The organism is Cellulomonas sp. P4_H4, from assembly GCF_056400865.1.
In genome coordinates this window covers 202770-215740 of record NZ_JBFUKL010000001.1, presented here as the reverse complement: position 1 = coordinate 215740, position 12971 = coordinate 202770, and the positions used below count along the sequence as shown (strand labels likewise).

At 72.5% G+C, this 12971-nt stretch carries 12 protein-coding genes and 1 riboswitch; of the genes, 2 read left to right on the top strand and 10 right to left on the bottom strand.

The window, feature by feature from the left end; genetic code table 11:
• Positions 1 to 52: 52 nt before the first annotated feature.
• Both AC1DPN_RS01065 and AC1DPN_RS01060 read right to left on the bottom strand, forming a co-directional pair.
• Positions 53 to 1240 carry an RNA polymerase sigma factor gene (locus tag AC1DPN_RS01065; protein ID WP_477083827.1) on the bottom strand — a complete coding sequence of 396 codons (1188 nt, stop codon included), beginning with the start codon at positions 1238 to 1240 and terminating at the stop codon, positions 53 to 55.
• A 22-nt stretch (positions 1241 to 1262) separates the two neighbouring features.
• Positions 1263 to 1649 carry a YciI family protein gene (locus tag AC1DPN_RS01060; RefSeq protein WP_477083826.1) on the bottom strand — a complete coding sequence of 129 codons (387 nt, stop codon included), beginning with the start codon at positions 1647 to 1649 and terminating at the stop codon, positions 1263 to 1265.
• Between the two features lie 229 nt (positions 1650 to 1878).
• Here AC1DPN_RS01060 and AC1DPN_RS01055 point away from each other — a divergent pair, with 229 nt between their 5' ends.
• Both AC1DPN_RS01055 and AC1DPN_RS01050 read left to right on the top strand, forming a co-directional pair.
• Complete coding sequence (locus tag AC1DPN_RS01055; RefSeq protein WP_477082874.1) at positions 1879 to 2406, top strand: NADPH-dependent FMN reductase; 528 nt, start codon at positions 1879 to 1881, stop codon at positions 2404 to 2406.
• Positions 2403 to 2948 carry a flavin reductase family protein gene (locus tag AC1DPN_RS01050; protein WP_477082873.1) on the top strand — a complete coding sequence of 182 codons (546 nt, stop codon included), beginning with the start codon at positions 2403 to 2405 and terminating at the stop codon, positions 2946 to 2948. The genes AC1DPN_RS01055 and AC1DPN_RS01050 overlap by 4 nt, the downstream gene beginning before the upstream one ends.
• A 61-nt stretch (positions 2949 to 3009) precedes the next feature.
• On the opposite strand, the gene AC1DPN_RS01045 is transcribed toward AC1DPN_RS01050, so the two are convergent.
• From AC1DPN_RS01045 to AC1DPN_RS01010, 8 genes are all read right to left on the bottom strand, one after another.
• Positions 3010 to 4191, bottom strand: coding sequence for an LLM class flavin-dependent oxidoreductase (locus tag AC1DPN_RS01045; RefSeq protein ID WP_477082872.1), 1182 nt, complete (start codon positions 4189 to 4191; stop codon positions 3010 to 3012).
• Positions 4188 to 5303, bottom strand: coding sequence for an FAD-dependent oxidoreductase (locus AC1DPN_RS01040; protein WP_477082871.1), 1116 nt, complete (start codon positions 5301 to 5303; stop codon positions 4188 to 4190). Before AC1DPN_RS01040 ends, AC1DPN_RS01045 begins: the two co-directional genes overlap by 4 nt.
• A gap of 119 nt (positions 5304 to 5422) precedes the next feature.
• Positions 5423 to 6430, bottom strand: coding sequence for an ABC transporter substrate-binding protein (locus AC1DPN_RS01035; protein WP_477082870.1), 1008 nt, complete (start codon positions 6428 to 6430; stop codon positions 5423 to 5425).
• Between the two features lie 79 nt (positions 6431 to 6509).
• Entirely contained in the window at positions 6510 to 7277 is a 768-nt protein-coding gene (locus tag AC1DPN_RS01030) for an amino acid ABC transporter ATP-binding protein (protein ID WP_477082869.1), read from the bottom strand.
• Complete coding sequence (locus tag AC1DPN_RS01025; RefSeq protein ID WP_477083825.1) at positions 7277 to 8311, bottom strand: amino acid ABC transporter permease; 1035 nt, start codon at positions 8309 to 8311, stop codon at positions 7277 to 7279. The genes AC1DPN_RS01030 and AC1DPN_RS01025 overlap by 1 nt, the downstream gene beginning before the upstream one ends.
• A 50-nt stretch (positions 8312 to 8361) precedes the next feature.
• Complete coding sequence (locus tag AC1DPN_RS01020) at positions 8362 to 8949, bottom strand: GNAT family N-acetyltransferase (RefSeq protein ID WP_477082868.1); 588 nt, start codon at positions 8947 to 8949, stop codon at positions 8362 to 8364.
• The gene (locus AC1DPN_RS01015; protein ID WP_477082867.1) at positions 8946 to 10055 is read right to left on the bottom strand and encodes an LLM class flavin-dependent oxidoreductase; all 1110 of its coding nucleotides are present in this window, start codon (positions 10053 to 10055) and stop codon (positions 8946 to 8948) included. Before AC1DPN_RS01015 ends, AC1DPN_RS01020 begins: the two co-directional genes overlap by 4 nt.
• A gap of 214 nt (positions 10056 to 10269) precedes the next feature.
• A riboswitch (SAM riboswitch) is annotated at positions 10270 to 10389 on the bottom strand.
• A 105-nt stretch (positions 10390 to 10494) separates the two neighbouring features.
• Complete coding sequence (locus AC1DPN_RS01010) at positions 10495 to 12936, bottom strand: lysylphosphatidylglycerol synthase domain-containing protein (RefSeq protein ID WP_477082866.1); 2442 nt, start codon at positions 12934 to 12936, stop codon at positions 10495 to 10497.
• Positions 12937 to 12971 lie beyond the last annotated feature (35 nt).

Here is a 12971-nt window from a genome sequence, read left to right as displayed (position 1 = left end):
CGGACAAACCCGCAAGATCGGACATATCGGGCCACCCGAATGGTCCAACGCGTCACTCTGACGGGTGTCGCAGGCGGCTCACCTGAAGCAGCAGGTAGTCACGCTCGGCGAGGCTCCTCGTGCGTCGCGACGCCACGAGCAGCTGATCGGCGGCACCGAGCGGGTCTCCGGCACGCTCGAGCAGGTGGCCCCGGACGGCAGCGAGCCGGTGGTGCGCGCCCAGGGACGCGTCGAGCGTGTCGAGCAGCGCCAGACCGGCCGACGGTCCGTGGACCATCGCGACGGCGACCGCACGGTTGAGCGTCACCATCGGGTTGCCGGTCATGCGTTCGAGCAGCCCGTACAGCGCGAGCAGCTGAGGCCAGTCCGTGTCGTCGGCCGACGTCGCCTCGTCGTGCACCGCCGCGATCGCCGCCTGGAGCTGGTACTCGCCGACGGTCCCGCGCGCGAGCGCGTCCTCGACAAGCGCGACCCCTTCCGCGATCATCGACGCGTCCCACCGCGAGCGGTCCTGGTCCGGGAGGGCGACCAGCTGGCCCTGCGGCCCCGTACGGGCGGGCCTGCGGGCGTCGGTCAGCAGGATCAGTGCCAGCAGACCGGACACCTCAGGGTCGTCGGGCAGGCTCGCGTGCAAGGCACGGGTCAGGCGCAGCGCCTCGACAGCCAGGTCGGCGCGGGCAACCGACGGCCCCGACGTGCTCGCGTACCCCTCGTTGAACATCAGGTAGAGCACCCGCAGCACGGCCCGCAGCCGCTCGACGTACTCGTCCGCCGACGGCATCCGGAACGGCCCGTCGAGCTCGCGCAGCGTCCGGCGCGATCGGCTCAGACGCTGCGCCATCGTCGCTTCGGGTACCAGGAACGCCCGCGCGATCTCCGCGGTCGTCAGGCCGCCGACGGACCGGAGAGTCAGCGCGATCGCGGACGGGGGTGACAGCGCCGGGTGGCAGCAACCGAAGAGGAGCAGCAGCGAGTCGTCTCCCGACGGGGTGTCGTAGACGGCCTCCGGTGGCGCGACGAGCTCCTCGCGACGTCGCCGGGACTCCTGCGCACGCCACGCGTCCACGAGCCGGCGCTGGCCGACGACCACGAGCCAGCCGTGCGGGTTGTCCGGCACCCCGTCGACGGGCCACTGCGTCGCGGCCGCCAGCAGCGCCTCCTGCAACGCGTCCTGGGCGTCCGCGAGGTCGCCCGACCTGCGCACCAGCACCGCGAGGACCTGCGGCGCGAGACTGCGCAGCAGGTCGTCGTCGACGGTGGGCTCACTCGGTGACGTCGGGTGCCTCCATCAGGGCGCGGACCTCGATCACCTGCTGGATCGGCACGCCGTCCGGTCCGGGGGCCGCCGACGCCTTCGCGGCGATCTCGACGGCACGGGCCTCGCTCTCGACGTCGACCGTCCAGAACCCCGCGAGGAACTCCTTCGACTCGGCGAACGGCCCGTCGGTGATGACCGGAGGCTGCACGCCGTCGCTGCGCACGAGCTTCGCCTGGTCCGGCCAGGCGAGCCCGCCGGCGCCGACCAGCTCGCCGTTGGCCACCAGCTCCGCGTCGAGGTCGTGCTGGAACTGGATGTGCCGGCGGAGGTCCTCGGGCGTCCAGGTATCGATCGGCGGCACGCCCTCGACGTAATACTTCATCAGCAGCATGTACTTCACGGTGCGCTCCCTGGTGTCGTCACGTGTCCGGCTCGGCCGGCCCTCACCCAGTGGTCGGAGCCGTGCGCGCGATCTCGACACGCATCCTTTCGCGCTTTGCCTGCGGACGGCAGGTGTCCGTCATTCGGGATTCTCCGCAGAACCCCTTGTCGGGCGCGCCGACGTTGCTACAACTCGCGGCGAGGTACGAGCACCAGTGCACAAGCCAAGGAGAACCCCCGTGGTCCACCAACCAGAACCGTCCGTCGTCGCCCTCGTCGGCAATCCTCGCCCGGGGTCTCGCACCCTCGCCGCCGCGCAGCACGTCGCCGCCCGGCTCGGTTCCGACGTCACGTCGGTCGACCTCGCGACGATCGGGCACGAGCTGTTCACCGCGGACAGGACGCTGCTCGACCCGGCGCTGCGCACGGTGGCCGGGGCCCGGCTGCTCGTCGTCGCGACCCCCGTGTACAAGGCCTCCTACACCGGTCTGCTGAAGTCCTTCCTCGACCTGTACGGCCCCGACGGGCTCGCCGGCGTCGTCGCGGTGCCTCTCGTGATCTCGGGCAACCCGGCGCACGCGCTGGTCGGCGAGGTCCACCTGCGGCCGCTGCTCGTCGAGCTCGGCGCGACGGTACCGACCCGCTCGCTCACCGTGACCGAGGCCGACCTCACCGACCTCGACCCCGCGATCGACCGCTGGCTCGAGCGCGCTTCCGGTGCGCTCGAGCGATCGCTGGCACCCGCCCTGGTCGGAGCGGACCGATGACCGCCGATACCCTTCGCCACCTCCAGGACGACCTTGTGCAGCAGGACGAGCCGCAGCTGACCCCCGACGCGTACAAGGAGGTCTTCCGACGGCACCCCGCGGGTGTCGCGGTCGTGACGTTCCTCGCAGACGACGGTCGCCCCGTGGGCTTCACCGCCACGTCGGTCATCTCCGTGTCCGCGGCGCCGCCGCTGCTGGCGTTCTCACTGGCGTCGACCTCGTCGTCGTGGGCTCCGCTGTCCCGCGCACGCACGCTCGCGATCAGCTTCCTGGCCTCCGGGCAGGACGACGTGTCGGCGCGGTTCGCGACGAGCGGCATCGACCGGTTCGCCGCGGGCGGCTGGACGGCGCTCGAGTCCGGGGAGCCCGTCGTCGACGGGGCCGTCTCGTGGGTCCGCGGCCGGATCGTGCAGCGCGCGCCCGTGGGCGGCTCGTACCTGGTGTCCATCCGGGCGCTCGAGCACGGGATCTCCGACGAGGCCCTCCCGCTCGTCTACCACGACCGCACCTACCACCGGATCGGCGACCACACGGCCGTCTGAGCGCCGACGAAGCGACCCGCCGAGACCAGGTCTCGGCGGGTCGCTTCATGTCTGGACCGTGTCAGGCGACCGCCCGAGCGCCCGCACCGACGAGCGAGCCCCGCAGGCCCCACTCGCGCGCGAGGAGCTCGTACGAGCGGGCCGTGTCGGACGGGTCGTGCGTGATCGTGGTGAGCAGGAGCTCGTCGGCTCCGGTCGCGCGGACCAGCGCGTCGAGGCCGGCCGCGACCGACGACGCGTCGCCGACGAGGCGGGTGTCGATGCGGTCGCGGAGCAGCGCGCGCTCCTGGTCCGGCCGCTCGTCCCACGGGGTCGTCGTGCCGGGGCGCGGGTAGGGGATCGCGCGAGCACCCGAGCGGATGGAGAGCACCCACGCGGCGAACGGGTCGGCCAGCGCCGTCGCCTGCTCGACCGTCTCGGCGACCAGCACGTCCGCCGACACGACGACGTAGGGCGCCGCCAGGACACCGGGCCGGAACGCGTCGCGGTAGGCGGCCACGGTCTCCAGGATCGTGGACGGGCTCACGTGGTAGTTCGCGGCGAGCGGCAGACCGAGCTCACCGGCGACCCGCGCGCTCTCCCCCGCGCTCGACGCGAGCACCCACAGGTCCAGGTCCGATCCCTCGACCGCCGGGCTGACCGCCTCGCGGCCGTCGTCGGAACGCGCGGTGCCGGCCTGCAGGTCGAGCACCGTGCGTAGCTCGTCGGTGAACGCGCCCGGCGTGCGTCCCGCACTCAGGTAGCGCTGCTGCGCGACGAACCGCGCGAGCAGGTCAGGGTCGCGGAAGCTGAAGGGCGGGTCGGCAGGGACCAGCAGGCCGTCGACGATGCGGTCCTCCGAAGAGCCGTGGGCACGTTCCGGCACGGCGCGCGGGGCGTCGCCCTTGTCGGGCGGCGGTGGGAACGACGCGCGTCCGAGGCCGAGGTCCACGCGCCCGGGGTGGGCGGCGGCGATGGTCCCGAACTGCTCCGCGGCGACGACCGGGCTGGTCGAGCCGAGCAGGACCGCGGCCGAGCCGACGCGGAGGGTCGACGTCACGCCGGCGGCCAGCGCGGCGAGCACGCCGGGTGCGGCGGACGCGACGCCGGGCGCGAGGTGGTGCTCGGCGAACCAGATCCGCCGGTAGCCCAACTCCTCGACGAGGCGCGCACGGTCGAGCGCGGCCCGGAGCGCCTCGGCGCCCGTCCCGCCCTCCCACACGGGTGCCAGGTCGAGCACGGACAGAGGGACGCGGCGGGTCATCGGGACTCCTGGGGGACGAGACGGGACAGGTGGAAGGCGGGATCGGAGGCCCGGACGGGGTCGTCGACGGGCTCGTCGGCAAGGTCGGCCAGCACGCGACCGATCGCGGGGCCGAACTTGAAGCCGTGGCCGGAGAAGCCGGCGGCGACCACCAGCGGACCGCGACGGTCGAGGATGAAGTCGCTGTCGGGGGTGGTCGTGTAGGTGCACGAGATCGGGTGCGGGTTGCTCGCGTCGACGCCGGGCAGCCACTGCTCCGCGTAGCGCTGCAGGAGCGCGAGCTGCCCGGGTTCGGGCGTGAACGAGCGGTGGTCGGGGTCGGTCAGGGGTCCGACGCCGTGGAACCCGACCTTCACGCCTTCGCCCGGCGTGAGGAGTCCGTACGTCCCGCTCGGGTAGGGATGCGCACCGAGCGGGCGATGCGTGAACGACGGCCAGTCGGCGGGATGCGCGAGGTCGAAGTGGGCGGGCTGCTCCTGGGTCACGACGAGGGGCGCGGGTCGCCCGAGCAGCGTGCTCGTCCAGGCGCCGACCGCGAGGACGACGCGTCCGGCCCGCAGGGGACCGTCCGAGGTCTCGACGACCACACCGCTCGACCCGACGGTCAGGCCGAGCACGCGGACACCGTGCCGGACGTCAGCGCCGAGCGCGGCGGCCGCGGACTGCAGCGCGGCGACCGACCGGTCGGCGTGCAGACGACCAGCGGTCCGGGTCTCGTGCAGCACCGTCCCCTCGAACCGCAGGCCGGACCACCGCTCGCTCGCCGCGGCCGGTGAGAGCACCTCGTGCGGGATCCCACGTGCTTCGAACGCTGCGAGCACGGACGGCGATGGCTCGCCGTGGCTCACGCCGCCGGTGAGCGTGAGCAGCCGCGCGCCTGTCGCGTCCTCCAGCTCACGCCACAGACCGAGCGCCTCGACCGTCAGGTCCAGGTACTCGGCGCGGTCGTAGGTCTGACGGTAGATGCGGGACGCACCGTGCGACGCGCCCTGGGCGTGCCCGGGCTCGAACCGCTCGAGCAGGACCACCGAGCGTCCGCGCCGGGCGAGCTGCCACGCGGCCGCCGAACCCATCACGCCGCCGCCGATCACCAGGTGGTCGACGTTCTCCATCGGGGGTCCTCTCGTCGCTGCAGATGACAACACGGTGGCCGGCCGGGCGTCCCCCGACCCCAGCCGGCCACCGTCGAGTGCGCTGGTGTGAATACCAGGGGCACTCGGCTCAGGATGGTTCAGCTGGTCTTGGGCAGACCCGGGGGGTTCGTCTCAGACGTCTCGATCGCCTCGGCCTCCAGGCCCCAGCGCTCGAGCACCTGCTGGTACGTGCCGTCCTCGAACGTGTGGTTGAGCGCCGCGGTCACGGCCTCGGCCAGGCCGGAGCCCTTCAGCGTCGCCACGGCGATCTGCGCGGTGTCGGGCCAGCCGCCGTTGAGCGTGCCGACGACCTTGAACTGGTCGGGCGCGGTCGCGGCACTGTAGGCCAGGCTCGCGTTCGGCCCGACGTAGGTGTCGAGCCGACCCGACTGCACGGCGAGCAGGACGTCGGAGTAGTTCTCGTAGTACTCCGGCTCGCCGCCCTTGATCGGCTCGAGACCGTTGTCGATGTTCTCCTGGTTCCAGGCCAGCAGGATCTTCTCCTGGTTGGTCCCGGAGCCGACGCCGATCGTCAGGCCCGCGATGTCCTTGGGCTCCTTGATCTGCTTGATGTCGCTGCCCGCGGCAGTGAGCCAGCCGAGCTGGTCGTTGCGGTACGACGAGAAGTCGTAGAGCTCCTTGCGCTCCTCGGTCACCGTGACGTTCGAGATGACCGCGTCGACGTCACCGGACTGCAGCGCGAGCGGCCAGTCGGCCCACGCCTTGACCTCGATCTCCAGCTTGAGGCCCAGCGCGTCGGCGACGAGCGAGGCGATGTCGGGCTCGTTGCCGATCGGGGTCTTCTCGTCGTCGGCCAGGAAGCCGAGCGGCGGGAGGCCACCGGCCGTCGTCGAGACCTTCAGGACGCCGGCCTCCTTGATCGCGTCGGGCAGCAGCGCGATCGCGTCGGCCGACTCGGTGGAGTGGATGCGGTCCTGGTCGGGGCTCGTGTTGATGGTCAGACCGGCGGCGGCAGACGCGGAGCCGGCGGGCTCGGCGGCGACGTCGTCTTCCGCGGCGGCCGATCCGCTGCACGCGGCGAGCGCCAGCAGGGGCGCGACGGCCAGTGCGCTCAGGAGCCGGGAGCGTCGGAGGGGTGTGGTCACGGGAGTGTCTCTCTTTCGGTGGGTGCGCGAGGGCGCGCGGGTGTGCGGGGACGGTCAGGGGTGTGTTCGGGCGGAGGAGCTAGAGCACCTTGTCCAGGAAGGCTCGGGTGCGGGCGTGCCGGGGGGCGTCGAGCACCTGGGACGGCGGTCCCTGCTCGACGATCCGGCCGCTGTCCATGAAGACGATCGAGGTGGCGACCTCGCGGGCGAAGCCGATCTCGTGCGTCACGACGACGAGCGTCGTGCCGGTCGCGGCGAGGTCCCGGATGACGTCGAGAACCTCACCGACCAGTTCCGGGTCGAGCGCGGACGTCGGCTCGTCGAAGAGCACGACCGCCGGCTTGACCGCGAGGGCCCGAGCGATCGCCACCCGCTGCTGCTGCCCGCCGGACAGCTGGCGGGGGTAGGCGTCGGCCTTGTCGGAGAGCCCGACGCGTTCGAGCAGGGCGCGCGCCTCGACGACCACCTCGGCGCGGGGGCGGTGCTGGGCCGAGATCGGGGCCTCGATGACGTTCTCGAGCGCGGTCAGGTGCGGGAAGAGGTTGAAGTTCTGGAACACGAACCCGATCCGGGTCCGCTGCGCCAGGACGTCCTTCTCCTTGAGCTCCTGCAGCGCCCCGTCGGAGCGTCGCTTGTAGCCGATGAGGTCGCCGTCCACCGAGATGAGCCCGCGGTCCACCTTCTCCAGGTGGTTGATCACGCGCAGCAGCGTCGACTTGCCCGAGCCCGACGGACCGAGGATCACGGTGACCTCGCCCGGCTGGACGGTCAGGTCGATGCCGTCGAGCACCTCGAGCGTCCCGTAGGCCTTGTGCACGCCACGCACCTCGACGAGTCCGGCGGCCATCAGAACCCTCCCTCGTTGGTGGGGCGACCGGTGCGGACCAGTGCGTTGCGGGCAGCACGCCCGTAGCTGGGCGGTAGATCTCGGGGCAACGGTCTGCCCGTGAGCCGCGACCAGGTGACGCCCAGTCCCCAGCGAGCCTTCTGGATCGGGGTCGGCGGCAGCTGACGCAGGGCCCCCTTGGCGTAGTGCCGCTCCAGGTAGTACTGGATGACCGTCAGGACGGTGGTCACGACGAGGTACCAGATGCCCGCGACGATGAGCAGCGGGACCACGCGCTGGTTCCGGCCGTAGATGACACCGACGATGTAGAACAGCTCGCCGTACGCGAGGACGTAGACCACCGAGGTGCCCTTGACCAGGCCGATGATCTCGTTGACGGCGGTCGGGACGATCGTCCGCATGGCCTGCGGCAGGATGATCCGCCGCTGCTGGCGACGTCTCGGCAGTCCGAGGGCGGCGGCCGCCTCGTGCTGGCCCTGGTCGACACCGATGATCCCGGCGCGGATGATCTCGGACGCGTAGGCCGCCTGCGAGAGCCCGAGCCCCAGGACCGCGGCGCCGAACTTGTCGATCACGGACAGCGTGTCGAGCTCGACGAACGACGGACCGAACGGCACCCCGAGCGTCAGGTGCGGGTACAGGTAGGCGAGGTTGTACCAGAGCAGGAGCTGCAGGATCAGGGGCACGGACCGGAAGATCCAGATGTAGCCCCAGGCCACGGACCGCAGCAGCGGCGACTTGGACAGCCGCATCAGCGCGAGCACCGTGCCGAGCCCGAAGCCGACCACGGCGGCCGCGGCGGTGAGCCGGAGGGTGCCCCACAGGCCGTCGAGCACGGACGGCCACGTCAGGTACTGCCAGACGATGCTCCACTCCCACCTGGGGTTGGAGACGAGCGAGCTGACGACCATCGCGAGCAGGACGGCGACGATCGCGGTGGCCACCCAGCGGGCGGGGTGGCGGGCGGCGTAGACGCGGGGTTCGTCGTGGACGACGACGTCAGACAGGTCCGGCTGGACGTCGTCCTTGTGCAGGAAGGCGGTGGACACGGGTACTCCGGGGTTCGGGGGGCTGCTTGCGGGAGCTACGGCTGCGGGGCGTCGTGCTCCGGACAGAGCCACTTCTCGAACGCCAGCGGGCCGATCTCCTCCGGGGGGAGGGTGGTGTCGAACAGGGGGTGCCAGCCGGTCGCCAGGTACAGCGCAGCGGCCTCGGGCTGCCGCGGACCGGTGGTCAGGTACAGGCGCTCGTAGCCGGCCGCGGCCGCACGATCCTCGAGCTCGGCGAGGACGAGCCGGGCGAGCCCACGGCGACGGTGCGCCGAGCTCGTCCAGATCCGCTTGTACTCAGCCGTGCGGACGGTCGGCAGACCGTCCTCGTCGCGCGTGCCGGGCCGGCTGAGAAGGTCTGCCGAGCCGAGCTCGGGCTCGGCACGCAGCCGGAAGGCGCCGCCGGCCACCGGGACCTCGTCCTCCAGGATCAGGACGAGGTCGCCGTCGGGAGCCGCGAACTGCTCCGCGGGATACCGCTCGAGCTCGGTGCGCAGGTCGGCCTCGGTGAAGAACTCGCTGTAGCGGGTCAGGTACTCGACCGCCAGCTCGTCGAGCATGGGCCGCACGGCCGGGTCGCTCAACGCGTAGGAGCGCACGACGCGCTCGTCGGTGGTCGTCATGCCGTGGCCGCGTACGTGTGAGCTGCGGCGGCGCCCGCGGTGCTGTGCAGGCCGAGCGTGTCGCGGAACGTCCGGCCGGGGTACTCGGACCGGAAGGCGTCCGCCGCTCGCAGGACCGGCAGCACTCCGTCGACAAGGGCGACCAGGTCGGTCTGCACGGACGCCGGCCGGACGGTGAAGCCGTCGACCGCGTCGGCGTCGAGCCAGTCGGTGACCAGGTCGGCGAATCCGGTGGACGTGCCGACGAACGCGAGCGAGCCGGTGTCCCAGCTGACGCCCTCGAGGTCGGTGAGCATGTCGAGGCGGGCCTGCGCGCTCGCGGTGTCCGGGCCGACGATCAGGTAGACGTCGACCAGGACGCGCACGTCGCGCGGGTCGCGACCGGCGGCGACGACCGCGCTCAGCACACGGGCGCGGGTCTGCGCGGCCTCGTCACGAGTCGTCGCGCGGATGCGCACCACGTCGGCGTACCGGCCGGCGAGGTCGATCTCGGGGGGCGTCGTGGCCCGCACGACGACGGGCGGGCGGCCCTGCGCGGGACGGGCGGTCGCCTTCGGCTTGCCGGCGGCGAAGTTCACGCCGTCGTGCGTGGTGAACCGCGGACGGACCACGGGCAGGTCGTCGGCGCTGTCCCAGAGCCGGCCGACCGTCGCGGCGGCGTCGGCGGCACCCTGCACCGCTGCCGCGTGCGCGGACGTGGACCGCGGACCGGCGGTCGGCACCTCGTCGAGACGCGTGCTCCAGCCGACCTGCCACCCGGCGCGACCACCGCTGGCCTGGTCGATCGTCGCGATCGCGGTCGAGATGTGCGCGGGGGCCGTGTGCGTGGTGCCGACGGCCGCGACGATCCCGATGCCCTGCGTGCGGGGGGCCAGCCGACCCGCGACGAGGGCTGCGTCGAGGCGGCTCGTGCTGCCGCCGGGGTGCAGCGCGAAGTCGTCGTCGAACACGACGAAGTCGAGCGCGCCACGCTGGGCGACGGCGACGAGCTCCTCGAGCCGGCCGGCGTCGAAGAGGCGCTGACCCTGGGAGCCGTGGGTGCGCCAGGCGGCGGCACGGGCGCCGGTGTCGGACAGGTCGACACCGAGATGGGCATGGGTGGACACAGGGGTATCCGTTCGTGTGGTGCGAGAGGTGGGGGCGCGCACGGTTTCGGGGTGCGGCGGGGCGCGCCCCGTCAGGGGGCGTGCGTGGGGTGGGACGGGGCTGCTAGGGGGTCAGCGACAACAGGAACGCGAGAGCATGGCGACGCCGCTGCTCGTGGAGCGGGTGGCTCCGATCGCGTTCATGGTCCGTCCTCTCGTCCCGGCGGGGCCGGGGCTCGCGTTGTTGCCGTGCGGGGGCTCGACGCCCTCCACGACCAGGTCCTCATCCGGGGCACCCCGCCACGCGGAGGGTTGCCATCCAGCTAGCCGGAGCTTCGCGCTGGAAATCTTGACCTTGTTGGTAGGAATTTAGGCGGCATGATTCCGGCACGTCAAATGGCTGGCCACATCGTGAGATCGGACATCGGCCCTGGTCACGCGGTGTTGGTCAGCAGGTCGCCTACACGTACTCGTGACGACGCAGCCACCGCATCGCCGCGGCACCCCAGATCGGGGGCAGGTAGAACGTCACGAGCCGGAACGTGATGGCCGTGGAGATCGCGATCGCACTGGGGACGCCGATCGCCTGCAGGCAGAGCGTGAGTGCCGCCTCGGAGACTCCCACGCCGCCCGGGATGGGCATGAGGCCGGAGAACAGCGACACGGCCGTGTTGATGAGGATCAGCTGGGAGAAGTGCGCGCTCTCCCCGAACGCGTGCAGGCACAGGCCCAGGACCGCGGCCTGGAGGAGCTGGGCGCCGAGGTTCCCGCCGAGCATCGCCGCGACCTTGCCGGGCCTGCGAAGGACGCCGAGCGAGGACTGCGCCGCGTGGACCTGGCCCGCGAGCGACGCCCGGATCCGCGGGACGATCGCCGTGACCCGGTGGCGCAGCTGCGGGACGACGAGGGTGACGACGACGCCGATCACGACCAGCGCGATCAGTGCCGCGAGCAGGGACGGGCTCGTCGACCCGTCATCCGAGCCGCTCGACCCCGTCAGGACACTCTCGCTGAAGCCGGGCAGCCCGCTGACCAGGACGACCAGGATCAGGCCGACCTCCACGACGAACCCGCTGACGCTGTCGATGAGCCCGAACGAGAGGGCTGTGGCGGCGGGGATGCCGAACTTCTGGAAGAAGCGGACCTCGAGCGCGAGCCGGGCTGCGGTCGCGGGGATGACCAGCGAGATGAACTGGATCGCGTACTGCAGCATGAGGACCGGGAAGTACCGCAGACGTGCGAGCGAGGCGCCCAGCGTCGCGCCGGCCGTCGAGGCCGGGATGAGCGGACAGAGCAGCAGCGCGGCGACGACCCAGGCCCAGCTCGCCGAGCCCAGCGCTTCGGCGACGCTGGCGACATCGATGCCGACGAGCAGCGAGACGACGAAGTACACCAGGAGCCCGACGAGCAGGAGCTTCCCGACCGACGCCGGCGTCACGCGTCGCAGACGTTCCAGCGGTGGTTCGTCGACCCCAGCGGCCGCGATGGCGCCCGCCCGCAGCTCGTCGATGGTCCAGCTCCGCGCCCGGACGTCCGCTCGTGTCCCGTGCCCGAGCGCGGCGGGCTGCAGGTACGGCAGCACGTCTGCCAGGCCACCGGCGCCGAGCGCGTCCAGCGCCGCGGCGACAGCCCGGTCCGGTCCGACGACCAGGGCCGTCGCGACGAGCAGCCGAGCCCGGTCGGTGCGCAGGTCACCGTCGTCGGAGGCCGACGCCGCCGCGTCGAAGTCGGCCAGGGCCACGGCGCCGTCGGGGCGGACGACGACCCGGGCACCGTCGATCTGACCGTGGCTGATGCCCGCGCCGTTCAGCGTGACCACCGCGCGCCACATCTCCGCGAGCAGGCCGTCGTCCAGGCCGTCGGGCTCGAGCTCCGCCAGCGTGGTCGCGGGGCTGCTGGTGACCAGGAGGGCGTCTCCCTGGACGGCCATCCCGACCGCGACGATGTCGAGCGTCGGCACCTGCGCCTGCGCGGCCAGGAGGGTCATCAGGGCCTCGTGCTCGACGCGCGACCTGCGACTGCTGCCCACGTGCGCCCGCTCACCGCGCCGGGTCAGGGCGGTCCACAGCGACCCGACGACCTGGCTGTCCCACGCGTCGCGCCCGTAGACGCGGACGCGCAGGTTCGTGCCGTCGTCGGTGCGTGCGAGAAGCATGGTTCCGGTGGGAGCGATGTGCGGGGTCGAGCGCACGTCGTCCACCGGCACCCCGAGATCCGCGAGCGCGACCTGCACCTGGGCGTCGGTCAGGCGCCCCTGGGGAGACCCGAGGATCAGGTGCGTGATGGCGGCCGCTGCGATCCCGACGGCGACGGCGGCCGCAGCCCCGAGGACGTTGGTCGTGCCCACCCCGATCGCGGCGACGGCACCCAGGGCGATGACCAGGCGGTTCGCGTACCGCCACGGCCGCGCCAGGTGCGGTGAGGCCACGACGACGATCGCCGTGAGCACCGCGACGCGGGTCGCGACGTAGATGGCCGGCGGTCCGGACGCGATCAGGGCCGCGACCGTGTCGGAGGGATCCGTGCCGGCCAGCGCCCCCACGCCCATCGCCGCGCCGAACGCGAGCGCGGCCGCGACCGCTTGGTCGACGAGCAGCCGGCGCCGTCCTCGGCTCACGGCGGGGAGCAGGACCAGCACGAGTGCCCACAGCGCGAGGAGGGCGTAGGCGATGTTCCAGAGCCAGCCGAACACCGGCTCGAGCCACGCGAGAAGGGTGTCCATCGCGTCGTCGGCACCCGACGGTCCCGGCGCGGCCAGGGCGAGCAGTCCCAGGGTCAGGAGCGAGACGGCGAGCAGCAGGATGTCCGTCGGGCGGCGCAGACGTGGTGCCTGTTCGGCGGACGACCAGACGCGCACGAGCTCGCGCACCGCGGTGCGGGACCGTTGCGACGGGCCGGGCATCGAACCTCCTGCGCAACGCGACGCGACGGACGCCG

Excerpts from the sequence above, each read along its gene's own strand:
- AC1DPN_RS01010 (WP_477082866.1), bottom strand. The coding sequence starts at position 12,936 with ATGCCCGGCCCGTCGCAACGGTCCCGCACCGCGGTGCGCGAGCTCGTG.
- AC1DPN_RS01030 (WP_477082869.1), bottom strand. The coding sequence starts at position 7,277 with ATGGCCGCCGGACTCGTCGAGGTGCGTGGCGTGCACAAGGCCTACGGG.
- AC1DPN_RS01020 (WP_477082868.1), bottom strand. The coding sequence starts at position 8,949 with ATGACGACCACCGACGAGCGCGTCGTGCGCTCCTACGCGTTGAGCGAC.
- AC1DPN_RS01060 (WP_477083826.1), bottom strand. The coding sequence starts at position 1,649 with ATGCTGCTGATGAAGTATTACGTCGAGGGCGTGCCGCCGATCGATACC.
- AC1DPN_RS01045 (WP_477082872.1), bottom strand. The coding sequence starts at position 4,191 with ATGACCCGCCGCGTCCCTCTGTCCGTGCTCGACCTGGCACCCGTGTGG.
- AC1DPN_RS01040 (WP_477082871.1), bottom strand. The coding sequence starts at position 5,303 with ATGGAGAACGTCGACCACCTGGTGATCGGCGGCGGCGTGATGGGTTCG.
- AC1DPN_RS01050 (WP_477082873.1), top strand. The coding sequence starts at position 2,403 with ATGACCGCCGATACCCTTCGCCACCTCCAGGACGACCTTGTGCAGCAG.